Genomic DNA, 22,250 nt, shown 5'->3' on the forward strand with positions numbered 1-22,250 from the left:
CCCCCTTTGCGGTGAGAAAGCGGAAAAGCCTCCGCTGCAGACAGCGGAGGCTTGGCAACAAAATTCTTCCCGATGAAAGACCCTCAAGGGGCGTTTCACTGGTTATCTTGACCAATCACCTCGGCAGGTGTTTTCACATTATGCCGCATCACTGCGGCGCCTGCTGTCTACAGCGAGTCTTTTCAATTTTCAATGTCAGTTGACTGTATCTATCCTAATCATCAGCTTTCCGGTTGTCAAGCCGAAAATTACTGTTGGACCTGAACGGCATGAGGCTTCAGCGGGTTGATGCGAACGCCAGGGCTCATCGTAGACGACAAGGTGATGCTCTTGATGTACTGGCCTTTGGCCGCCGCCGGCTTCGCCTTCAGCAGGGTGTCCAGCAGGGTCTGATAGTTCTCCAGCAGTTTCTGGGCATCGAAAGAAGCCTTGCCGATCGGGGCATGGATGATCCCCGTTTTGTCAACGCGGTATTCGATCTTACCAGCTTTGATCTCTTGGATCGCCCGGGCCACGTCAAAGGTGACGGTGCCAGTCTTCGGGTTGGGCATCAAGCCCTTGGGACCGAGCAAACGGCCCAGTTTACCGACGAGACCCATCACGTCGGGCGTGGCGACAGCCACGTCAAAGTCCAGCCAGCCGCCCTGGATCTTTTCGACGAGATCCTCAGCGCCAACGGCATCAGCGCCAGCAGCTTCCGCTTCTTTGGCCTTGTCGCCTTTGGCGAAAACGGCCACTTTCCGCGATTTGCCGGTGCCATGGGGCAGTACAACAGCGCCCCGAATCATCTGGTCAGCATGGCGGGGGTCGACGCCGAGCCGGAAGGCGGCTTCTACCGTCTCATCGAACTTGGCGGTTGCCATTTTTTTAACCATATCCATGGCCTCTTGGGCTTCCAGGACTTGATCCCGGTCGACCAGTTTGGCATGATCTTGATACTTTTTCCCGTGTTTCGGCATGTTTTATCCTCCTCGTGGTGTTGGCGGGCTCTTGCCCTCCCACTGGGTCAACGCGTTAGGCTTCGACGATCTCGATGCCCATGCTGCGGGCGGTGCCCTCGATCATGCGCATGGCCGACTCGACGCTTGCCGCGTTGAGATCTTTCATCTTCAGTTCGGCGATTTCCTGCACTTTCGCGCGAGGAACCTTGCCGACTTTTTTCTTGTTGGGCGTGCCGGAGGCCGTCTCGATACCGGCTGCTTTTTTCAGCAGTACGGCAGCAGGGGGCGTCTTGGTCACAAAGGTGAAGGAACGGTCTTCATATACCGTAATTTCCACCGGAATGATCAGGCCGGCTTGGGCCGCTGTAGCTTCGTTGTACTGCTTGCAAAAGGCCATGATGTTCACACCATGCTGACCCAGCGCAGGACCGACCGGGGGGGCGGGGTTCGCTTTACCGGCAGGGCATTGCAGTTTGACGACTGCGACTACTTTCTTTGCCATTGGTTGGTGCCACCTCCTTCTATTGGTCTGTCGGGTATCGGGTTATACTTTTTCTACTTGCGAAAAATCAAGCTCGACGGGCGTCTCTCTGCCAAACATAGAAACGAGCACCTTCAGCTTGCCTTTTTCCGGCTGAATGTCTTCGATGATGCCGATAAAGTCCTGGAACGGCCCTGATGTGACCCGAACATTCTGTTTGAGTTCATAGTCGTGACGCGTCCGCGCTTCGTCGAGGCCCATCGATTTCAGGATATGAGCCGCTTCGCCAGGCTGCAAGGGAATCGGTTTCGTCCCCGGACCGACAAAGCCGGTCACACCGGGCGTATTGCGAACCACATACCAGGAGTCGTCGGTCATGATCATCTCGACAAGGACATAGCCAGGGAAGACCTTGCGCTTGGTCACCTTGCGCTTGCCGTTTTTGATCTCGACTTCATCTTCCATGGGGACGAGGATCCGGAAGATCTTGTCCTCCATATTCATCGATTCGACACGGCGCTCCAGATTGGCTTTTACCTTGTTCTCATAGCCGGAGTAAGTATGAATCACGTACCACTGCTTATCCATGGTCACCTGATCAACTGCTTCAGCGCGAGGCTGAGCGCTTCATCGACGACGAAAATCAATGCCGACACGAAGACAACGGCAGTGAGGACGACACCGGTGTAGGTGATGACTTCTTGCCGGGTCGGCCAATGAACCTTCTTCATCTCACTAGCTACGCCGCGGGCGAAGTTCTGGGAGCGCTCCATTGTCGAAGAACGTGTAACAGCGGGTTTTTTCGCCGGCTCCCCTTTTTTGGCAGCATCCTTGACCGGGGTTGCTTTGGTCGTGTTTTCTGTTTTCTCGACCTTTTCAGGCTTATCCGTTGGTTTTATCTCGCCCACTGGAACTTCCCTTCCTCAAACACCGATTCGCCGCAAGCCATGGCGCACCCACGTCCGGCGGATTAGGGACAGCGACAGCACTTTTCCGTGAACGCAGACTTACTTGGTCTCTTTATGGACCGTTTGCGTCTTGCACCACTTGCAGTACTTCTTCAATTCGACACGATCGGGATCGTTCTTCTTGTTCTTGTTCGTCATGTAATTCCGGCGCTTGCACTCCGTGCAGGCCAGGGTAACACCGACACGCATTGCGACACCTCCCCCGTTGCATTGACAAAACCACCCGTACCGGGTGGTCCGAATTTGCCCATTACTCACATTACTTTAGCACAAGCAAAAACGGAAGTCAACAACATTCCCGGGCGGTTCCCGCAGTCTCCAGGCGTAGAAAAAGAGGGCATTCTCTAGGAGTATGCCCTCAAATAAATGGCTTTATCCGGTGAAAAATCCACCCTTTATCAGGTGGATCATTTCGTATCGTCGACGATCTCTTTGGTCAGAAAGCGAACTTCGCGACCTGGACAGCGGTCCCGCAAGGCGCCGGCCAACCGCTCTTCATCGCGGTTTTCCAGATACTTTTCCAGCTTGCGCTTGACCCGCTGCAAGGCGTTGTCGATGGACTTGACATGCCGCTTGAGGTCCACGGCGATCTCCTGATAGGACTTGCCCTCCAGGTAGGACATGAGAACCTTCCACTCCAGGGAACTCAGGATCTCGCCCATCTTCTCCTCGATATCGTCAAATTCCTCGCGGCTGATGATCAACTCTTCGGGATCGGTGATCTTGGTGCCTGAGATCACGTCCAGGAGCGTCCGGTCCGAGTCTTCGTCATAGATCGGCTTGTTCAAGGAGACATAGGAGTTCAACGGGATATGCTTCTGACGGGTGGCCGTCTTGATGGCCGTAATGATCTGGCGGGTGATGCAGAGTTCGGCAAAGGCGCGAAAGGAGGAAAGCTTATCGCAACGGAAGTCGCGGATGGCTTTGTAGAGACCGATCATCCCTTCCTGGATGATGTCCTCCCGATCCGCCCCGATCAAAAAGTAGGACCGCGCTTTGGCTCGAACGAAGTTCTTGTATTTATTGATCAGATACTCAAGGGCTTCTTCATCGCCCTCTTTGGCCATTTCTACGACTTCTTCGTCCACCAGTTGCTCAAAGTCGTCCAACAGTTCTCTCTGGGCATTCACACTCACGCCTATCGCCCCCACTATTGAGTTTCCCTTCGAATCGCCCGATTCGTGTGAAGCCCTGTTCCGCATGAAGGCGGGTTGTCCTTTGGGAACAACCTCATTATACCCGAAGGTCTTTTTGACCGTCAAGGACTCGCCCCCAATCATCGGCAGTTTTACGTGGTCAGGCCGCGGCGCATCTGTTCCAGTCTTCGGCGGATCCCTTCGTCGAGGCGGCTGTCCAGGCGGTCTTCGTCGACTCTCGCCTGCAAGCGCTGTTTTTTTTCGCGAGTCGACGCGACGACCTGGGCGTGAAGTTCTCGCACCGGGAGCCGGCAGGCGCCTCGCCCCAGTGCGATGGCCTGCTCGACAGCGTCTCCTGTGGCCACCCAAACGTTGCCGCGAATCTGCCGCCCCAGCAGGCGCTCGATATAGCGATCCGCCGTCTCCTCTTCACGGGTGTAGACGATGCGGGCGCCGGCCCGCTCCTCTACCCGTTCCTTCCCGCCCTTGACGTGGTAGGCGTCGAAAACAACGATCAGCCGGAGCCCCTGCAGGGCGGCATATTCGACGAGGATGTCGATCAGTTTATCTCGGGCGTGATCGAAGCTGCGAGCGCGCAGTGCATGCAGTTCGGGCCAGGCGTTCAAGGCGTTGTACCCGTCGACGATCAGGGTGTCTTTCATTCCGCAAGACTATTGCGGCGTCGATGGGCCGGCCTGGACCTGGCGAACCCGCTCATACATGAGCAACGCGCCGGCGACAGAGGCGTTGAGGGATTCCACCTTGCCTCCCATGGGGATCGAGACCAGATGATCACAGTGTTCCCGGAGCAATGGACTGATCCCTTTGCCCTCGCTGCCGACGATGAGTCCCACCGGTCCCGTGAAATCTTGGCGGTAATAGGGCTGGGGCGCGTCCATGGCGCTGCCGATGATCCACAGGCCCGCCTTTTTCAACATTCCCACCGTCTGGACCAGGTTGGTCACCCGGGCGATGGGCACATATTCGACTGCGCCGGCCGAGGCTTTGGCGACGGTGCTGGTGATGGCGCCGCCGCGCCGTTTGGGGATGACGACGCCATGGGCGCCGGCGCCGTCGGCGGTGCGCAGCAAAGCGCCGATGTTATGAGGATCCTCCAAACCGTCCAGGAGCAGGACGAAGGGGGGCTCGCCTTTGGCCTTCGCTTTTTCGAGGATCGCCTCGACCTCCACGTAGGCGACCGGCGCCACATGGGCGATGATGCCCTGGTGGTGGCGCGCCTCCTGGTCGAGGACGACCCGTTCCAGTTCGATGATAGGGATGCCTTTGTCGCGGGCCATACCGAGGATCTCCCGGATAGAACCCTCCCGCGCCCCTTTGGCGACGATGATCTTGTTGATGGCGCGACCGGCCTTGAGCGCCTCCAGCACGGGATGGCGTCCCGCCAGCAGGTCTTCACGCTCCTCCGGTTCCGGTCTTTCCACTGCCGCCGGCCGCAGGCGGGGTTTTGCCGAATCGCGGCTTTGACGGTCCTCTCTTTTTACGAAGGGTTTGTCGAATTCACGACGGTCTCTCGACTCACCGGTCGCCGGGTCTTTGCGAAAATCCCGGCGCTCTCCCGGTTCCCCGGCGGCCGGACCCTTGCGAAAATCGCGCCGGTCGCCGGAACCGCCGGTCGCGGGACCTCTGCGAAAGTCGCGGCTGTCGCCGGAGCCAACCGATGCCGGGCCTTTGCGGAAGTCGCGCCGGTCGCCCGGTTCGCCAGCCCCCGGACCTTTGCGAAAATCCCGGCGGTCTCTCTGTTCCCCGGACACCGGGCCCTTGCGCGTTCCCTGATTGTCTCTCGGCCCTTTTCCAAAGGACTTCTCGCGGGAAGGAAGTTGTCTTTCCCTCTTCATACTACTTCGGCTCCATTTCCTTCATGCTCGGAAGTGTGTCACTTCCGCAGCCTCTTTCGTTTCCTCGCTTGTCCAGCCAGAGCGCGAGTTGCTCTCGGAGGAAAGGCAATCGTTCCGGACGGACGAGCGACCAGTATCCCACCAGGCATTCAAAGCCAGTCGATGCGCGGTAGGTGGTCACATCGGTCGATTTGGGACAGCGGCCTGAGTCGGCGTTGCGGCCACGGCGCACCCATTCCCGCTCTTCCTCATCCAGGTGGGGTTCGATGCAGCGCAACAGGGCAACCTGGGAGGTGGCTCGGACGAGGTCGACGGCCTGCTTATGCAGCTGGGCCACCTTGACGACGCCCGCTTCAATCAGCGTCCGGCGCACCCACAGTTCAAAGACGGCGTCGCCCAGGTAGGCCAGCGCCAGGGGCGACGGCAGTTCGGCCGGGACCCGTCCTCGCCAATCCTTCCAGCCGCCGCCCATCGGTTCACAGCCATGTTCCACGGTCAGCTCTTCTTCCAGCGAGCGCCCTGGGGCGTATCTTCGATGACGATGCCCAGTTCTTTCAGGCCGTCGCGGATCCGGTCGGCCATGGCCCAGTCTTTTTTCTTGCGCGCCTCGGCGCGGATGCCGATCAATAGATTCATCAGGCCGTCGACGGCGCCGTCATCGGCCGCCGCCGCGCCTTCCGCCAGGTCGACGCCGAGCACACCGGCCAGTTCGTCAAAACCTTCGCCCACCTGCTGCAGCAGTGTCCGGTCTTCTGGTGTCAGGCCGTAGGCGCCGTGCAGGAAGGTGTTGACCTCCCGCGCCAGGTCAAAGAGCATGGACAGGGCCAGGGCGGTGTTGAAGTCGTCATCCATGGCCTCGCGGAAGCCGTTTTTCAGGGCCAGCCATTGTTCCGCCAGTTTTTCCCGCAGTTCAGGGGGGCGCGCTGTGTCCGCTTTTCCGCCATCGCCCAGCGTCTCGGCCAGGAGGCGGCGACTGGTGCGCAAGCGCTGCAATCCTTTTTGGGCCGCTTCCAGCTTGCCGTCGTCAAAGTCGATGGGGCTGCGGTAGTGGGTGGACAGGAGGTAGAAGCGGATCACATCGCCGGGGAATTTTTTCAGGATCTCCCGGAGGGTGAAGAAATTGCCCAGCGATTTGGACATCTTCTCCTGGTTGACGGTGATAAAGCCGTTGTGCAGCCAATAGCGGGCCATGGGGGCGACGCCGGTGCAGGCTTCCGATTGGGCCACCTCGTTCTCGTGGTGCGGGAAGATCAGGTCCTGGCCGCCGCCGTGGATGTCAAAGGTGTCGCCCAGGTACTTGCGGGACATGGCGGAGCACTCGATGTGCCAACCCGGACGACCCTGACCCCAGGGGCTTCCCCAGGAAGGTTCGCCGGGCTTCGCCCCTTTCCAAAGGGCGAAGTCCATGGGGTGGCGCTTCCGTTCGTTCACATCGACGCGGGCGCCGGCTTGCAGATCCTCCAAGGAACGGCCCGAAAGCTTGCCATAGTCCTTGAAGCTGGGGATGGAGAAATAGACATCGCCGTCCATGGCATAGGCGTGGCCCTTCTCCTCCAGTCCGCGGATCATGGCGATGATCTCGGCCATGTGGTTGCTCACTTTGGGGTGCACCGTCGCCGGGCGCACATTGAGCGCCTTGGCGTCTCGGTGGTATTCCTCGACAAAACGGGCAGCCATGGCAATGGGGTCTTCGCCGATCTCCTTGGCGCGGTTGATGATCTTGTCATCGATGTCGGTGAAGTTCTGCACATAGGCGACTTCATAGCCCACATACTCCAGGTAGCGACGGACCGTATCGAAGACGACGAGCGGCCGGGCATTCCCTAGATGGATATAGTCATATGTTGTCGGGCCGCAGACATACATGCCGACGCGGCCGGCCTTATGCGGAACAAACGTCTCCTTTTCCCGGCTGAGGGTGTTGTAGAGTCGCAGACTCACTGTGGTTCTCCTCCAGTTGCGCGATCCGTTCTTCCAGATGGCTGATCTTGCGCTGCAGGCAGAAGATCATTTCAGCCACCGGATCGGGCAGTTTGTTGTGTTCCAGATCAACGAGTTGGCGGTCGCGCACATTGACGCCGTCACGGACGACGATGCGTCCGGGAACGCCCACAACGGTGCAGTTGGGCGGCACCGGTTTTAAGACCACCGATCCAGCGCCGATCTTGACGTCGTCGCCGATGGTGATCGAACCGAGGACCCGGGCGCCTGATGAGACGACGACGTTGTTGCCGATGGTCGGGTGGCGCTTCCCTTTTTCCTTGCCCGTCCCGCCGAGGGTGACGCCCTGGTAGATGGTCACGTTGTCGCCGACCTCGGCCGTCTCCCCGATGACGACGCCCATGCCATGGTCGATGAAAAGGCCCTCGCCGATCTTGGCGCCCGGGTGGATCTCGATGCCCGTCAGAAAACGCACCACTTGAGACAGGAAACGAGCCAACACCACCCAGCCCTTTTTATAGAGCCAGTGGTTTAACCGGTGCAACAGGATGGCGTGAAAGCCCGGGTAACAGAGGACGACCTCCCAAACCGACTTTGCAGCGGGATCCCGTTCGAAAATCACCTGGATGTCTTTGCGGATGCGAGCCAGCATTGTCAGTCTTCCCCCTCTGTCATAAAAAGTGAAGCAAATAGAAAAACCCTCCCCTCTGTCAAAGGACAGAGGCGAAGGGCGGTTCGCGGTTCCACTCTGTTTGGCCCCGGAGGACCATCTCAGGCCGGCGCCATGGCGGCGACGCGGCAGGCCGGTAACGGGGCCAAGCCGTCCAGACCTACTCTCCTTCGGTCCGGCGATTCCCGGGCGCACGACCACCGCAAAGCGTCCCCGGTCGCTTCCAGCCAAGGCGACCTTCTCTGGTGGGGATTTGAGGTGGAACCTCCCGTTCCTCATCGTTGTAACGGATTCACTTCTGCCGCCTGTGAGAGCGGATCCGAGATTATACCCTATTATAGGTGTCGTCGTGACCCAGTGTCAACGCGACGCGCCGTTTACAGGGTGATTCCCGCCAGTTCGGCCGTGCGGCGCAACCGTGTGACGGCGCTCTCGCGGCCCAGAGCGGCGATAAGAGCGTTGAGGTCGGGCCCATGCTGCTGGCCTGTCAAGGCGACCCGGATGGGCATGAAGACATTGCGGCCCTTTTGCTTCGTCTCCTTGGTCACCTCTTTGAGCATGGCCTTGATGTTGTCGGGCGTCAAATCGCGACCTTCCGAGAGCTTGCGCAAGAACGCCTTGAGGACTTCCGGCACCTGTTCCTCCACCATGACGGCCTTGGCTTCGTCGCTCTCGAAGGTGACGTCATCGCCGAAAAAGAGGGGGATGAAGTCGGTAATCTGGGCCATGTAGCTGATCTTCTCCTGGATGGCCTGCACCATGTAGCGGACCTTGCGCGCCGCCGTTTCGTCCAGGGGTTCCTGAACGACGCCGGCCTCGATCAGGTGGGGCATGGCCAGGGCGACAAGGCGGTCCAGGTCGGCCTTGCGCAGGTAGACGCCGTTGATCCAGTTCAGTTTCTCAAAATCAAAGACGGCGGGACTCTTGGCGACGCGATCGAGAGAAAACTGGGCGATCAGGTCGTCGAGGCTGAAGATCTCCTCTTCGCCTCCCGGCGACCAGCCGAGCAGGACAAGGAAGTTGACGAGCGCTTCCGGCAGGTAGCCCTGGCGCTGGTAGGCGACGACAGAGGTCGAGCCGTGGCGTTTGCTCATCTTGGAGCGGTCTTTGCCGAGGATGAGCGACACGTGGGCAAATTGGGGTGGCGTCAGGCCGAGGGCCTGGTAGATGAGCAACTGGCGCGGCGTGTTGGAGAGGTGCTCTTCGCCGCGGATGACATGGGTGATCGCCATCAGGCTGTCATCGAGGACGACGGCAAAGTTGTAGGTGGGGATGCCGTCCGATTTGACGATGATGAAGTCGCCGATGCCGGCGCATTCAAAGCTGACATGGCCGCGCACGAGGTCATCGATGGCGACGGCGCCCTCGTCGGGAACGCGGAAACGAATGACCGGCTTCCGGCCTTCTGCCAGGAAACGGGCCTCTTCGTCGGCGCTGAGGCAGCGGCAGCGACCGCCGTAGCGGGGGAGTTCGCCTTTTTCGGCGAAAGCCTGGCGCTCGGCTTCCAGTTCCTCTTCGGAGCAGTAGCAGCGGTAGGCTTTGCCTTCGGCCAGGAGTTTGTCGGCTGCCTCCCGGTAGGTCTGCAGGCGCTCTGTTTGCCGGTACGGGGCGTGGGGTCCGTCGACGCGAATGCCCTCGTCCCAGGTGATGCCGAGCCACTCCAATGCATCGAGGATGTTGTCTTCGCTCTCCCGGCTGGACCGTTCGAGATCGGTGTCCTCGACACGGACGATGAATTGACCGCCGAAGCGGCGGGCCAGGAGGAAGTTAAAGAGGGCCGAACGGGCGCCGCCGATATGCAGGGGGCCTGTCGGACTGGGGGCGAAGCGAACGCGTACGTTTTCCATGGCGCTGATACGGCTCCTTTGCCTGCAAGCGAGGGGATCGCCTCGCTTGGTAAATTTGATCATCAATCGGAAAAATAATCGGGGGGATAAAAGCGGTGAATCGGGGTGCGACAGCGGCCTTCGCTAAGAGTTCCGCGGCGGCTCACTCGTCGGCTACGCTCGGGCGCCAAACCGCTGGGCTTTTCTGCATGTCATGGCGCCCTGACCGCTTCGCCTCCTCGCTCGCTTTTCGCCGCTCCGCTCAAACCGCTCACGCCGCTGCCGCACCCGATTTGTCGCCGGGGGATACCTTGGGTTTTGTTTTTTGTTGTTACGATTTTATGTATCTATCGTTTACATATTTATCGATATTTGTTCTATATCGTTTCGGTCGCGTCATCGATAGATACTTGTCTCCTATCTTCTCGTTTCCACCCTCGAAAGATACTCAGCCTATCTTCTCGACTATGCCCTCAATGACTGCCCAGAATGCCCGTGCCAATTACCTCGCAAGCGCCTTGACGAATCGCCGGCGCTTACCTTCGAATCGTCGCCACGGCGTAGGTGGCGATGCCCTCGCCGGTTCCGGCAAAGCCGAGGCCTTCCGTGGTGGTGGCTTTGACATTGATCCGGTCGGCGGTGATGCCGAGGGTGCGGGCGATGTTTTCTTGCATCTTGGCGATGTGGGGCGCCAGTTTGGGACGCTGGGCCACGACGGTGGCGTCGATGTGGGCCACCGACCAGTCCTGGGCGGCCAGTTTTTCGCCGACGTATTTCAGCAGCAGCAGGCTGGAGATGCCTTTGTAGGCGCTGTCGGTATCGGGAAAATGGCGGCCGATGTCGCCCAGTCCGGCGGCGCCAAGCAAGGCGTCTTTGATGGCATGGAGCAGCACATCGGCGTCAGAATGGCCGAGGAGCCCCTTTTCGTAGGGGATGTCGACGCCGCCGAGGATCAAGGCCCGGCCTTCGACGAGGCGGTGCACGTCATAGCCCATGCCGGTGCGAATGTCCGGAGTGCACGGAGCCGCCGGACTGGCATCAGATGTACTCGACGTCGGGGCGCCGGCGGTTGCCGCCGCTTCCCGGCAGGATAGGCTGTTGCTGTTACCCGAAGCGACGGGCGCTTTCGTCTCGCGCCGCATCAGGATTGCCTCAGCCAACACCAAATCGTCCGGTGTCGTCAACTTCAGGTTCTCATAGTCGCCGTCGACGAGATAGACGGCGTGCCCCGCCTGTTCCATCACCATGGCGTCGTCGGTGGGCAAGGGACCGCCTTGGCGCGCCCCGGACTCGTAGCAGGCGGCATAGGCCTTGACGAGGTCCTCATAGGCGAAGACTTGCGGGGTCTGAACGGCGTACAAGCCGGATCGTTCCGGCGTGGCGACGATTTTGCCGTCGTCGGCGGCTTGTTTGATCGTGTCCTTCACCGGCACGGCAGCGACGGCAGAGCCATACTGCCGCGCCTTTTGGATGCATCTGGAAAGCAAGGCGGGCGTGAAAAGGGGCCGTGCCCCATCGTGCACGGCCACCCATCGGCAATCTTCCAAGGCCAACGCCTGCAATCCGTTCCATACGGAATCGATGCGCTCCTCGCCGCCTTCCACCAGACGAACGCGGTCCGTCCAGCAGCGCCGTTCGAGCAGTTCTCCCATCTCTCCGGCGTCGTCGCGGTGAATGACCAGGACGCAAGGTCCGAAGTCGGGATGCTCCAACAGCCCTTGCAGGGTCCACGCCAGAACCGGCTGGCCTGCCAGGGGAAGGAGCACCTTGTTCCCTCCGGCGCCCATTCGCTTGCCTCGGCCGGCGGCGACTATCACGACAGCGCAGGTGTCCTTAGACAATCGCGTTCACCTCATTGAGCGCCGGTGCCGGCGATACTTTTTTTCCTTCGCCGGGCTTCGGTTTGGCGAAGATCATTCGCCCGGCCGATGTTTGCAACACCGATGTGACGAGCACGGTGAGCGTCTGACCGATAAAGCGCTTGCCGCCGTCGACGACGATCATGGTGCCGTCGTCAAGGTAGGCGACGCCCTGGCCGAGTTCTTTGCCGTCCTTGATCACCTGAACGATCATCTCTTCCCCGGGCAACACGACCGGCTTGACCGCATTGGCCAGTTCATTGATGTTGAGGACCTTCACGCCTTGCAACTCAGCCACCTTGTTCAGGTTGTAGTCGTTGGTGACGATGCTGCCGCTGATTTCCCGGCACAGACGAACCAGCTTGGAGTCCACCTCGGCCAGGTCGTCATAGTCGCGCTGATCGATCTGGACAGGCACGTCCAGTTCTTTGCGGATCTTGTTCAACACGTCGAGGCCGCGGCGTCCGCGGTTGCGCTTGAGCAGATCCGAGGAATCGGCGATATGCTGCAATTCCTCCAGCACAAAGGCGGGAATGATCAGGGTGCCGTCGACAAAACCGCTTTTGCAGATGTCGGCGATGCGGCCGTCGATGATGACGCTGGTGTCGAGCACCTTCAAGCAGGCGCCTTTCACCTCGGCGGCTTTTTCCTCCGCCTTGTCCTTGGCGTGTTTTTCCTTCCAGCGGGGATAAATAAAGGCAAGGATCTCTTCCCGCTTTTTGACGCCGACACGCATCCCGACGTAACCCATGATGGCCGAAAGCCCTACCGAAAGATACCGTCCCAATCCCGGGATTCCCGAAACAGAGACTTCTAACAAGTTGGCAATGATTAAACCAACAATAAGACCGACCGCCCCGCCCGCAAGATCTTGAATGGGTGTGCGCTGCAGCTTATTTTCTAGCCAGCCAGTCATCACGACAACCCATCGGATCAACTGTGGGGCGATAAGAAAGCCGAACGCGCCGGGAATCGATGTGATAATCGCCAAAAAGGAATGCTTTGCCGGATAGGAAGAAAGATCAAAGACCGGGTTCGATCCAGACAGCAACGACATGCCTACGGAAAAACCGACGGCAGCAAAGGCTGCTGCAATAGCGCCGCGCATGAAATTGCGAATCACCAAATCACCTCCTTTACTATTATTTTAACAAAGTAACATTAACATTATACGGGAAAAACACATTTCCGGCAAGGATATGGGCATTTTTTGAATACTATTGATGATTTTTCCTAAAAAAACAAAAAGCCCCCGCCAGCCGTCAGGCCAGTAGCCGGGATAGCATCGCTTCAATCTGCTCGGGCGGGCTGTTGTAGACGAGAACAAGTTCGCTGACCAGGATCTGTTTGGCGTTATCGAGCATCCGCCGTTCCCCTGTGGAAAGACCCTTCTCCTGGTTGCGGTGAATCAGGTTGCGCACCACCTCGGCCACCGCGTAAATATCGCCGCTCTTCATCTTGTCCAGGTTGGCCCGGTAGCGGCGGTGCCAGTTGTTCGACATGGTCGATTTCGTCGATTGCAACAGGGTCATCACCTGATCGGCCTCGATGGCGTCGATGACCTGTCGCAAGCCGATACCGGCGATCTGTCCGCTGGGAACGAGGATGCGCATATCGCCCAAGGACAGGCGGAGCACGTAGTACTGCCGCGTTTCCCCCAAGACCTCCCGTTCCTCGACGGCTTCGATCACGCCCGCGCCATGCATGGGATAGACCACCTTGTCTCCAATGGCGAACACAGGGTCCCTCCTTCCCTCACTCCTGCTCGCCGCCGCTTGCCCCCTTCATTGACAATCCTTGACTGTCGCCGCTATAATAAGTGCAAACATCCGGTTGGGAAAGGACGGGAGCATTGGAGCATGAAAGACTTGGCGTGCCAGCAGTTTCAGGATACGGTAGCGGAATTTTTAATTCGCCACCAGAGCATCCTGGACATTCTCTCCAAGTCTCAGGAATCCAATGCCCGGGTAAACCGGGCGGTGGTGAAGGCTGTGACGAACTGCGGCTGTGTCAAAATCAGAGCTGAAAAGTCATCCATCCCGCCAGAAGCGACCCTCGCAGATTTGAAAAACCTGCTCGACAGTCATCTTGACGGTGAGCTGTGCCCCAACTGCCGCGAAATCATTGAGAGTGAGATGGGAAAGTCCATCTTTTACCTGACGGCGCTTTGTCACAGCCTGGGTCTCAATCTGGCCGATGTGCTCCAACGGGAACACGAAAAGGTCTCCACGCTAAGAATATTCAACTTCACCTGATTCCATGACCTGAGGGTTCTTCGTGCAAGGATTGCTGCGCACGACTCTGGGCGGCCGCTGATGCGGTCGCTTTTTTATTTGCCCATCGCATAAGTTGCGCCCACAGGCGCAAACTTTTCATTGAATACAGGCCGATCAGAAAGGGGAGCGACCGTGCAGGCCGACCAGAACAACAGCCATCCACAAACCGGCATCCCCGTTCCGACCGCATCGGTAGTCATTTATCCGCCCGTTCACTGGCCGGGACAAACAACGCCGCCGACGGGATTCCGCAGCGTCACCGGGCAACCGGAGCCGCATCAGCCAGCCAATCAGAGCGACAATCAACAGGGCGGCGACGGTTCACAGCAGCAGCAGGGAGCCAGTCAAGGTCAAAGCCAGGGGCAGGAACAGGGGCAGAATCAGCGGCAAGGGCAAGGTAAAGGACAAGGACAACGCACCGGTCAAAGTCAGGGTCGGGGGCAGGCGCAAAAAAACAACCCAGGGCCGCTCCAAGGGAAAAGCCCCACCTATCCGCCAGGTCAGGACACCCCCTACACCGGCTTTCCGGCTCCCTTCACCGGCGGGTTCCCCGCGCTGGGCAGCGACTCCTCCATGATGGTCGGCGTTCCTGCCGGATTTGGCGCTCAGCCGCCGGCCGGCTATGCTTTCGGGACGCCGGCGTACGGATACTCCCTCCCCGCCGCCCAGCCCATGTACGCCCCTGCTGCGCCGATGTTGTCTGCCGGGATGAACGCCCTGACCGACAAAGACCTGCTGCTGCTCATGGATTTGATGGCCCAGGAGATGAACGCGGCGCGCAAATGCCGGCACTTTGCCCGGTCTGTCGGCGACGAGGCCGTCGCCGCGGCGTTGCACCGGGCGGGCCAGATGCACCAGCGTCATCTGAAAGTGATGATTCAGCACTGCCAGGTCGGCGGCATACCGGCAAGCTTATGGTCGTAAGGGAGGACAGGAGATGGCCGGCGCGTTGAAAATGCGAAAAACGTCCCGCCAGTCGCCGAAGGGGCAAGGCAACGGCCAGGGGGATGGGCAACAAACCGATCCAAGCCATGGCCTGGGAAGCAATCCGTCCTACGCCCAGGCGACAGGAACAGCGACCGGGGGCGGCCCTCAAGGCTCCGATGAGCTGACCGCGCAGGAGATGTTTTGGGACGTCTTGGGCACGGAGAAACAACTGGCTCAGTTGTGCAATCGGGCGGCCTTAGAGGCGGGACAGCCGGGGCTCTACCAGGATCTGATGGCCATCCTCAACGAAACGCAGGCCTGCCACCGGGAACTGTTTCATGTGATGCTGCAGCGCGGATGGTACCACCTGCACCCGGCCGATCTGATGCAGACCCAGCAGGTTTTCCACGATTTTCACTCGATGGCGCAGTCCTTGAACAACCAAAACCAGGGCAATCAAGGCGAACCGGGCCAGTCAACACAGAGCGGCGGAAACGGCGCCGCTTCTGGGGGAAGCGCTTCCGGCGGTTCCGGCAACACTTCCGGCGGGTCTTCCAGCGGGGGAAGCGGCGGGAATTGAATCAGTTCTCTCCCAGCAACACCTGTTCGCGCAGGCGGCGCACCCCTTCCTTGATCGCTCGCGCCCGGACCTCGCCGATGCCTTCCACCTCATCCAGTTCCTCTGTGGAGGCGCGGCAGATGTTCTGGAGCCCGCCAAAGGCGCCGACCAGGTTTTCCACCACCGCATAGGGAAGGCGCGGGATTTTGGCCAGGATACGATACCCTCGAGGCGAGACGGACATATCCAGCACCCCCAGTCCCGACCCATAGCCGAGCGCGCGGGCGATGGGGAGCAGATCGGGAATGTCATTGGAGTGATGGCGGATCTCTTCGCGGATCTGTGTAACGGAACGGTTCTCCGTCGTCCGGTAGTCCTCGATGATCGACTGGCCCTGCTCCTCGATGTTGTCTACCAGTTCGGCCAACTGCATGCGCACGAGGCGTCCTTCGTTGCCCAATTCACAGATATACTGTTGCATCTCTTGAAACATGCGCGAAAACATCTCGATGCGCTGGAGGACACGGGCCACATCAAAGACGGTGACCAGGTCTTGAAACTCCATGATGGTCAGGCTGTGAAGGGCCTTGGTGATCACAGACCTATACTTTTCCAGGGTCTGCAAGCCTTGATTGGCCTTCGTCAGGATGGTCGGAATGTCGCGCAGGGTATAGCGGAGCGTCCCCTGGTAGAGGGTGATGATCCCGCGGCGCTGGGAGATGGAGACCACCATTTCGCCGGTCTGGCGGGCCACCCGCTCGGCCGTCCGGTGGCGAATGCCCGTTTCCCCGGAAGGGATGCCGGGATCGGGCACGAGCTGTGTGTTGGCATAGAGAATGCGGCTGGCGTCGCTGTTCAGGACGATGGCGCCGTCCATCTTGCCCAGTTCGTACATCGCCGCCGGCGAGTAGGGGCAGTTGATCAGGAAGCCGCCCTCGACCGCATCGAGCACCTGCCGGCTATCGCCAATGACGATCAGCGCGCCGGTCTTCGCCCGCAGGATGTTTTCCAACCCCTCTCGCAATGAGGTGCCGGGAGCGAGGACGCGCAGGGCCCTCAAAAATTTCTCATCGGGTTCTCTCATGATGCTACCCTCCCAAAAGTGCAGCGAGCGCTTCTTCCACCGTTTCCACAGCGATCAGTTCCAACCCGGTATCTTCCTTCAAGTATTTCCGGTTTTGTTTTGGGCAAACACAACGGGAGAATCCCAGTTTCAGCGCCTCATGCATGCGTTTTTCCAGGTGCCCCACAGCGCGCACCTCGCCCGTCAACCCCACCTCGCCGATGACGACCGCCGCCGGGTCAGCCGTCTGGTTGCGCCAACTGGAGGCAATGGCCGTCACGACAGCCAAATCGGCGGCCGGCTCGGCGATCTTCAGCCCCCCCGCCACATTGACATAGATGTCCTGTTGTCCCAACTGCAGCCCGAGGCGCTTGTCCAGGACCGCCGCCAGCAGCACCGTCCGGTTATAGTCGAGGCCTGTGGCCATGCGGCGGGGCTGGCCGAAACTGGTCGGCGCCACGAGCGCCTGAACCTCCACCAGAACCGGACGGGTGCCCTCCATGCAAGGGACGACAACAGACCCCGCCACCCCCTGGGTGCGCTCGGCCAGGAAAAAGGCCGACGGGTTGGGGACTTCCACCATGCCCTGGCCGATCATCTCAAAAATGCCCAATTCATTGGTCGAGCCAAACCGGTTTTTCACCCCGCGCAAGACCCGGTAGGGGTAATGGCGCTCCCCTTCCAGGTAGAGGACCGCATCCACCATATGTTCCAACACGCGGGGGCCTGCGATGGCTCCTTCTTTCGTCACATGGCCGACGAGCGTGACCGCCACGGAGAGGTCCTTGGCGATACGCAACAGTTGGGCGGCGCACTCGCGAACCTGAGCCACATTGCCCGGCGCCGAGCCCAATTCGTCCCAGTACATGGTCTGAATGGAATCGATGACAACCCAGCCGGGTTTTTGCCGTCGAATCATCTCGATGACGGCGGCGATGTCCGTTTCCGCCAACAGATACAGGTCGACCCCCTCGACACCGAGCCGGTGGGCCCGCATCTTGATCTGTTGAACCGACTCCTCGCCGGAGACATATAAGACCGGTCCCGACGACGCCGCGATGTGCCGGGCCGCCTGGATCAGCAGGGTCGATTTGCCGATGCCCGGATCGCCGGCCAGCAGGGTGAGCGAACCGACGACCAACCCGCCGCCCAGCACGCGATCCAGTTCGGCGATGCCGGTGGAGAGACGGCTGTTCCCTTGCACCTCCGCCTGATCGATATGAATAGGGCCGCTTGACAGGGTCGCCCCGAAACGGTTGGCAAGGGACTTTTCCCCGCCTCCTTTGGCGACCTGTTCCTCGACAAAGGTGTTCCAGGCGCCGCAGCCGGGACAACGGCCCAACCACTTGAGCGATTCCTGGCCGCACTCTGAACAGAAAAAGCGGCTCTTTGCCTTTGCCATGCCTGCCTCCTGGTAAAATCGGGGTCTGTCTCCGCCGGTTGCGGCCATCGCCCGAGGCTTTTTTCTCTGTGTTACTCTTTCGGGAGATGCGGAAAAACCCCTGCCTGCCGGGCGAGAGAAAAAATGAACCCTCCGCGCCAAAAAGCACGGAGGGTTCTGATATGGGCCGTCACCTCTGGGGTACCGCCTCATCTCTCGTGAAAGCGTTTCAAAGCGACCCCAGCGTTGTCGTCGCAATGAAGGACGTTCCCGTCAGGCATTCTTTTTATCAAACCGGAGTTTGCCGTCGGCCACATCGACGGTGAACCGGTCGCCGGCTTGGAACTCACCCTTCAGCAGCGCCTCGGATACCTCGTCTTCGACGAGTCGCAGGATGGCCCGGCGCAGGGGACGGGCGCCGAAGGTCTCGTCAAAGCCGACCTTGGCCAGGTGATCCTGGGCCGCCTCGGTCACTTCCATCGATAAGCCGGTCTCGGCCAAGCGGCGGTTGACCTCGCCGAGCATCAGGTTGACGATCCGGCGGATGTCCTCGGCAGCCAGCGTATGGAAGACGATCGTCTCATCGATGCGGTTGAGGAACTCGGGCCGGAAGCTGCGCTTCAATTCCTCCATGACCCGTTTTTTCATGCCTTCATACTGGACTTCCCGCTCCTTGGCGCCCTGTTCCGTCGGCTTGAAGCCCATCACGCCGGAACGCTTGATCGTCTGGGCGCCCACGTTGGAGGTCATGATGATGACTGTGTTGCGAAAATCGACGGTCCGTCCCTTGCTGTCCGTGAGCCGCCCGTCTTCCAGCACCTGGAGCAGGATGTTGAAAACCTCGGGGTTGGCTTTTTCGATCTCGTCGAGGAGGATGACGCTGTAGGGGCGGCGGCGAACCGCCTCGGTCAATTGGCCGCCCTCGTCATGGCCGATGTAGCCGGGCGGCGCGCCGACGAGCCGCGATACGGAGTGCTTTTCCATGTACTCGGACATGTCGATGCGGACCATGGCGTCTTCCTGCCCGAAAAGGGCTTCGGCCAGCGCGCGGGCCAGTTCCGTTTTGCCGACGCCGGTGGGGCCGAGGAAGACAAAGGAACCGATGGGTCGCTTGGGATCTTTCAGGCCCGCCCGGGCGCGGCGCACGGCCCGGGAGACGGCGGCCACCGCTTCATCCTGGCCGATGACGCGACGATGGAGCTCCTCTTCCAGCTTCAAGAGGCGTGCGCTCTCCGTCTCGGCCAACCGGGTGACAGGAACGCCGGTCCAACTGGAGACGATCTGGGCGATGTCTTCCTCACGAACGACCGTGTTGGCGCTGCCCCGGGTGTGCTCCCAATCGGTCTTCTGCTTTTCCAGTTCACCGCGCATCTGCATCTCCTGGTCGCGCAACTGGGCGGCTTTTTCAAACTCCTGGGCGAGGACGGCGGCTTCCTTCTCCTTGCGCAGCCCCTCCAGGCGCGCCTCCAGTTCTTTCATATCGGGCGGCGCTGTAAAGGTCTGCAGGCGCACCCGGGAAGCGGCCTCATCAATCAGGTCGATGGCCTTGTCAGGGAGGAAGCGATCCGAGATGTAGCGGTCTGACAGTCGCACGGCGGCGTCGATGGCTTCGTCGGTGATCTTCACCCGGTGGTGGGCTTCATAGCGGTCGCGCAAGCCTTTAAGGATGGCGACCGCCTCTTCCCGCTTCGGCTCGCCAACGGTGATCGGCTGGAAGCGGCGCTCCAGGGCGGGGTCGCGCTCGATGTGCTTGCGGTACTCGTCCAGGGTGGTGGCGCCGATGCACTGCAACTCCCCCCGGGCCAGGGCCGGTTTGAGGATGTTGGCGGCGTCGATGGCGCCTTCGGCGGCGCCGGCGCCGATCAGGGTGTGCAGTTCGTCGATGAAGAGGATCACGTTGCCCGCCTGGCGGATCTCATCCATCACTTTTTTTAGCCGTTCCTCGAATTCGCCGCGGTATTTGGAGCCGGCGACGACAGAAGAGAGGTCGAGGGTGACGACCCGTTTGCCCGTCAGCGTCTCGGGCACCTTGCCGTCAACGATACGCTGGGCCAGCCCTTCGGCGACGGCCGTTTTGCCGACGCCGGGCTCACCGATGAGTACGGGGTTGTTCTTCGTGCGCCGCGAGAGGATCTGGACGACCCGCTCGATCTCGCTCTCCCGGCCGATGACGGGATCGAGTTTACCCTCCCGGGCCGACTGGGTCAGATCGCGGCCGAACTCGTTCAAGGTCGGCGTCTTGCGGTCCTGTTCCGTGGCGGCGGCGGCGCCGTTCCCGTTTGGCGTCGCCTGGGGTCCGCCCAACAGGGCGATCACCTGAGCGCGCACCTTATCCAGGGTGAGCCCCAGTTCGGCGAGGACCCGGGCGGCCACACCCTCGCCTTCGCGGATGAGACCGAGCAGGATATGCTCGGTGCCCACATAGTTGACGCCCTGGCGGCGGCCCTCTTCGTTGGCCAGTTCCAAGGCCCGCTTCGCCCGCGGCGTCAGCCCAATCTCTGTCGGTTCGCCGGCGCCTTCGCCGACCAATTGGATCACCTGGCGGCGAACCTGGTCCAGGTCCAGGTGCATGCTGAGCAGCGCCTTCGCCCCAATGCCCTCGCCTTCCCGGATCAGGCCGAGCAGCAGGTGTTCTGATCCGACAGCCGGGTGTTTCAGTGCCATCGCTTCTTCTTTGGCTAAGAGGAGCACCTTTTGCGCTCGCTCTGTAAATCGTCCCATCATGGGGAACACTCCTCCTTCCTTTGCCTACCCGTCGAGGCTGAACCGCTCCCGGATCAGGGAGGCCCGCTGCACGTCCCGCTCAAAGGGGCTCAATTCCCTCCCGGCCAGCTTTTGCAAAAAGGCGGGGCGGGTCAGGACGAGCATCTCGTTGAGCACCCGCGGCGAAACACCCTGGATGATCCCCAGGTCGATGCCGAGGCGCACGTTGGACAAGAGCGTCATGGCCTCCTGGGAGTTGATGATGCGGGCGCTGGTCAAGGCGCCGTAAGCGCGGCAAACGCGATCCTCCAGTTGGGGGTTCGTCTCTTTGAGCAGCACCTGGCGGGCCATCCGCTCATGGTCGATGAGTTGGGTCGCGACGACGACCAGGTTGGCGATGATCTCCTCTTCAGAACGGCCCAGGGTGACCTGGTTGGAGATCTGAAAGAGATTGCCCGTGGCATCGGTGCCCTCACCATAGAGGCCGCGCACGGTCATCCCAATCTGGGAGAGCGAGGCGAGCACGCGGGAGGCCTGGTTGGTGAGCACGAGCGCCGGCAGGTGCATCATCACCGAGGCGCGCAGGCCGGTGCCCACATTGGTGGGGCAGGCGGTCAGGTAGCCCAGCTTTTCGTCAAAGGCAAAATCCAGCTTCGACTCGAGGAGGTCGTCGATCCGGCTGGCCAGTTCCCAGGCTTCTTCGAGCTGCAACCCCGGGAAGAGACACTGGATCCGCAGGTGATCCTCTTCATTGATCAGCACCGATACAGCTTCATCGGCGCGCAGGATGAGTCCCTTACCGGACGCCTCTTCGGCATGCTGGGGGCTGATCAGGTGCTTGTCGACGAGCACCGCCCGATCAAGGGGCTCCAACGCCTCCAGATTGACAAAGATCAGATCGCCGGCGGTCTCTTCGATTTCGGCGTCCTTAATCGCCGCCTCCACCTGACCGACGATGGCCTGGGCCTGGGCCTTCGAAGCGACGTTGGGGAAGGGAATGTTGCAAAGGTTGCGGGCCAAGCGCACCCGTGAACTGATGACGATCTCCGACTCTTTCCCCGTTCCTTCCATCCACTTGGTCAAGGCCTGATTGACAAAACGATCGCGCATCGTCATCCCCCTCTACTCTGCCATTCCTTTTTCCAACTCGCGAATCTGGTCGCGGAGCCGGGCCGCCTGTTCAAACTCTTCGTTGTTCACATGCTGCTGCAACTTGGCGCGCAGGCTCTGGATCTCCCGCTGCAAGCGGATGCTGCCGCCGCTGCGCTTGGGCACTTTGCCTGTATGGCGGTTCGACCCTTGCACCCGGCGCAGGAGCGGCTCCACCTTGTCCTGGAACCGGTCGTAACACTGGTGACAGCCTAGGCGGCCCGACTGACTGATCTGGTTGTAATTGGCGCCGCAGTGTTCGCATTTTCCCGGCGCATGCAGGTTTAAGCTGACAGAACCGGTCGCTTTCCCGGCGTCAAAGCCGAGCAGACCGGCCAGGAATTTGTTGATGGGAAAATTATCGTCGTAGGCCATGCTCCATTCTTTGTGGTGAGCGCGGGCACACTCCTCGCAGAGATTGACCTCCGATTTTTGCCCGTTGATGATCTTGGTCACATGGACCGTGGCCGGACGTTTTTTGCATTCATCACAATACATTGCCGAACCCCCCTCT

The 22,250-nt window shown here is 60.3% G+C and carries 23 protein-coding genes and 1 other annotated feature; of the genes, 3 read left to right on the top strand and 20 right to left on the bottom strand.

Annotated elements, in window-relative coordinates:
• Positions 1–12: 12 nt before the first annotated feature.
• Positions 13–191, bottom strand: a sequence feature (ribosomal protein L10 leader region).
• Positions 192–248: 57 nt separating this feature from the next.
• The 15 genes from rplA to GTO89_RS03780 all read right to left on the bottom strand — a co-directional run bounded on the left by rplA (position 249) and on the right by GTO89_RS03780 (position 13,417).
• Positions 249–959 (bottom strand): 50S ribosomal protein L1, encoded by a 711-nt coding sequence (gene rplA / locus GTO89_RS03710; protein WP_161260713.1) that lies wholly within the window; start codon positions 957–959, stop codon positions 249–251.
• 55 nt (positions 960–1,014) lie between these two features.
• A complete protein-coding gene (gene rplK, locus GTO89_RS03715) occupies positions 1,015–1,443 on the bottom strand; it encodes a 50S ribosomal protein L11 (RefSeq protein WP_161260714.1) in 429 nt (142 codons plus the stop codon).
• A 42-nt stretch (positions 1,444–1,485) separates the two neighbouring features.
• The gene (nusG, locus tag GTO89_RS03720; RefSeq protein ID WP_161260753.1) at positions 1,486–2,010 is read right to left on the bottom strand and encodes a transcription termination/antitermination protein NusG; all 525 of its coding nucleotides are present in this window, start codon (positions 2,008–2,010) and stop codon (positions 1,486–1,488) included.
• A gap of 2 nt (positions 2,011–2,012) precedes the next feature.
• Positions 2,013–2,330, bottom strand: coding sequence for a preprotein translocase subunit SecE (gene secE, locus GTO89_RS17765; protein WP_328793851.1), 318 nt, complete (start codon positions 2,328–2,330; stop codon positions 2,013–2,015).
• Positions 2,331–2,429: 99 nt separating this feature from the next.
• Positions 2,430–2,579 (bottom strand): 50S ribosomal protein L33, encoded by a 150-nt coding sequence (gene rpmG / locus GTO89_RS03730; protein ID WP_161260715.1) that lies wholly within the window; start codon positions 2,577–2,579, stop codon positions 2,430–2,432.
• Between the two features lie 218 nt (positions 2,580–2,797).
• On the bottom strand, positions 2,798–3,526 hold the full coding sequence (gene sigH / locus GTO89_RS03735; RefSeq protein ID WP_328793852.1) for an RNA polymerase sporulation sigma factor SigH: 729 nt from the start codon (positions 3,524–3,526) through the stop codon (positions 2,798–2,800).
• Between the two features lie 152 nt (positions 3,527–3,678).
• Positions 3,679–4,188, bottom strand: a complete 510-nt coding sequence (locus GTO89_RS03740; RefSeq protein WP_161260717.1) for an NYN domain-containing protein — start codon at positions 4,186–4,188, stop codon at positions 3,679–3,681.
• Positions 4,189–4,197: 9 nt separating this feature from the next.
• Entirely contained in the window at positions 4,198–5,382 is a 1,185-nt protein-coding gene (gene rlmB, locus GTO89_RS03745) for a 23S rRNA (guanosine(2251)-2'-O)-methyltransferase RlmB (RefSeq protein WP_235920201.1), read from the bottom strand.
• 1 nt (position 5,383) lies between these two features.
• On the bottom strand, positions 5,384–5,875 hold the full coding sequence (locus tag GTO89_RS03750; protein WP_328793853.1) for a Mini-ribonuclease 3: 492 nt from the start codon (positions 5,873–5,875) through the stop codon (positions 5,384–5,386).
• Between the two features lie 2 nt (positions 5,876–5,877).
• Positions 5,878–7,317, bottom strand: a complete 1,440-nt coding sequence (cysS, locus tag GTO89_RS03755; protein WP_170294367.1) for a cysteine--tRNA ligase — start codon at positions 7,315–7,317, stop codon at positions 5,878–5,880.
• Entirely contained in the window at positions 7,265–7,975 is a 711-nt protein-coding gene (cysE, locus tag GTO89_RS03760) for a serine O-acetyltransferase (RefSeq protein ID WP_161260719.1), read from the bottom strand. Before cysE ends, cysS begins: the two co-directional genes overlap by 53 nt.
• 395 nt (positions 7,976–8,370) lie before the next feature.
• On the bottom strand, positions 8,371–9,840 hold the full coding sequence (gltX, locus tag GTO89_RS03765; protein ID WP_161260720.1) for a glutamate--tRNA ligase: 1,470 nt from the start codon (positions 9,838–9,840) through the stop codon (positions 8,371–8,373).
• A 515-nt stretch (positions 9,841–10,355) separates the two neighbouring features.
• Entirely contained in the window at positions 10,356–11,660 is a 1,305-nt protein-coding gene (gene ispD / locus GTO89_RS17770) for a 2-C-methyl-D-erythritol 4-phosphate cytidylyltransferase (protein WP_204758162.1), read from the bottom strand.
• Positions 11,653–12,801 (bottom strand): PIN/TRAM domain-containing protein, encoded by a 1,149-nt coding sequence (locus tag GTO89_RS03775; protein ID WP_161260721.1) that lies wholly within the window; start codon positions 12,799–12,801, stop codon positions 11,653–11,655. Before GTO89_RS03775 ends, ispD begins: the two co-directional genes overlap by 8 nt.
• Before the next feature lie 139 nt (positions 12,802–12,940).
• Positions 12,941–13,417 carry a CarD family transcriptional regulator gene (locus GTO89_RS03780; RefSeq protein ID WP_161260722.1) on the bottom strand — a complete coding sequence of 159 codons (477 nt, stop codon included), beginning with the start codon at positions 13,415–13,417 and terminating at the stop codon, positions 12,941–12,943.
• Positions 13,418–13,537: 120 nt separating this feature from the next.
• On the opposite strand from GTO89_RS03780, the gene GTO89_RS03785 reads away from it, so the two are divergent.
• The 3 genes from GTO89_RS03785 (at position 13,538) to GTO89_RS03790 (ending at position 15,461) form a co-directional block, all read left to right on the top strand.
• The gene (locus GTO89_RS03785) at positions 13,538–13,933 is read left to right on the top strand and encodes a nucleoside triphosphate pyrophosphohydrolase family protein (RefSeq protein WP_161260723.1); all 396 of its coding nucleotides are present in this window, start codon (positions 13,538–13,540) and stop codon (positions 13,931–13,933) included.
• Between the two features lie 153 nt (positions 13,934–14,086).
• The gene (locus GTO89_RS17060) at positions 14,087–14,878 is read left to right on the top strand and encodes a hypothetical protein (protein WP_170294336.1); all 792 of its coding nucleotides are present in this window, start codon (positions 14,087–14,089) and stop codon (positions 14,876–14,878) included.
• Positions 14,879–14,891: 13 nt separating this feature from the next.
• On the top strand, positions 14,892–15,461 hold the full coding sequence (locus tag GTO89_RS03790; protein ID WP_204758163.1) for a spore coat protein: 570 nt from the start codon (positions 14,892–14,894) through the stop codon (positions 15,459–15,461).
• Between the two features lies 1 nt (position 15,462).
• Here the strand turns inward: GTO89_RS03790 and disA are convergent, their stop codons facing one another.
• The 5 genes from disA to GTO89_RS03815 all read right to left on the bottom strand — a co-directional run bounded on the left by disA (position 15,463) and on the right by GTO89_RS03815 (position 22,234).
• A complete protein-coding gene (disA, locus tag GTO89_RS03795) occupies positions 15,463–16,524 on the bottom strand; it encodes a DNA integrity scanning diadenylate cyclase DisA (RefSeq protein ID WP_170294346.1) in 1,062 nt (353 codons plus the stop codon).
• Between the two features lie 4 nt (positions 16,525–16,528).
• Entirely contained in the window at positions 16,529–17,905 is a 1,377-nt protein-coding gene (radA, locus tag GTO89_RS03800) for a DNA repair protein RadA (protein WP_161260724.1), read from the bottom strand.
• Positions 17,906–18,157: 252 nt separating this feature from the next.
• Complete coding sequence (locus tag GTO89_RS03805; RefSeq protein WP_161260725.1) at positions 18,158–20,608, bottom strand: ATP-dependent Clp protease ATP-binding subunit; 2,451 nt, start codon at positions 20,606–20,608, stop codon at positions 18,158–18,160.
• Positions 20,609–20,632: 24 nt separating this feature from the next.
• Positions 20,633–21,697 carry a protein arginine kinase gene (locus GTO89_RS03810; RefSeq protein WP_161260726.1) on the bottom strand — a complete coding sequence of 355 codons (1,065 nt, stop codon included), beginning with the start codon at positions 21,695–21,697 and terminating at the stop codon, positions 20,633–20,635.
• Positions 21,698–21,709: 12 nt separating this feature from the next.
• Entirely contained in the window at positions 21,710–22,234 is a 525-nt protein-coding gene (locus GTO89_RS03815) for a UvrB/UvrC motif-containing protein (RefSeq protein WP_161260727.1), read from the bottom strand.
• Positions 22,235–22,250: the final 16 nt, after the last annotated feature.

Source organism: Heliomicrobium gestii (assembly GCF_009877435.1).
Taxonomy (GTDB): Bacteria; Bacillota; Desulfitobacteriia; order Heliobacteriales; family Heliobacteriaceae; genus Heliomicrobium; species Heliomicrobium gestii.

Coding starts and splice junctions, on each gene's coding strand:
- disA (WP_170294346.1), bottom strand. CDS start 16,524: ATGAGAGAACCCGATGAGAAATTTTTGAGGGCCCTGCGCGTCCTCGCT.
- GTO89_RS03740 (WP_161260717.1), bottom strand. CDS start 4,188: ATGAAAGACACCCTGATCGTCGACGGGTACAACGCCTTGAACGCCTGG.
- rplA (WP_161260713.1), bottom strand. CDS start 959: ATGCCGAAACACGGGAAAAAGTATCAAGATCATGCCAAACTGGTCGAC.
- nusG (WP_161260753.1), bottom strand. CDS start 2,010: ATGGATAAGCAGTGGTACGTGATTCATACTTACTCCGGCTATGAGAAC.
- GTO89_RS03805 (WP_161260725.1), bottom strand. CDS start 20,608: ATGATGGGACGATTTACAGAGCGAGCGCAAAAGGTGCTCCTCTTAGCC.
- GTO89_RS03815 (WP_161260727.1), bottom strand. CDS start 22,234: ATGTATTGTGATGAATGCAAAAAACGTCCGGCCACGGTCCATGTGACC.
- rlmB (WP_235920201.1), bottom strand. CDS start 5,382: ATGAAGAGGGAAAGACAACTTCCTTCCCGCGAGAAGTCCTTTGGAAAA.
- GTO89_RS03810 (WP_161260726.1), bottom strand. CDS start 21,697: ATGCGCGATCGTTTTGTCAATCAGGCCTTGACCAAGTGGATGGAAGGA.
- rplK (WP_161260714.1), bottom strand. CDS start 1,443: ATGGCAAAGAAAGTAGTCGCAGTCGTCAAACTGCAATGCCCTGCCGGT.
- rpmG (WP_161260715.1), bottom strand. CDS start 2,579: ATGCGTGTCGGTGTTACCCTGGCCTGCACGGAGTGCAAGCGCCGGAAT.
- GTO89_RS03785 (WP_161260723.1), top strand. CDS start 13,538: ATGAAAGACTTGGCGTGCCAGCAGTTTCAGGATACGGTAGCGGAATTT.
- radA (WP_161260724.1), bottom strand. CDS start 17,905: ATGGCAAAGGCAAAGAGCCGCTTTTTCTGTTCAGAGTGCGGCCAGGAA.
- gltX (WP_161260720.1), bottom strand. CDS start 9,840: ATGGAAAACGTACGCGTTCGCTTCGCCCCCAGTCCGACAGGCCCCCTG.
- cysE (WP_161260719.1), bottom strand. CDS start 7,975: ATGCTGGCTCGCATCCGCAAAGACATCCAGGTGATTTTCGAACGGGAT.
- GTO89_RS03790 (WP_204758163.1), top strand. CDS start 14,892: ATGGCCGGCGCGTTGAAAATGCGAAAAACGTCCCGCCAGTCGCCGAAG.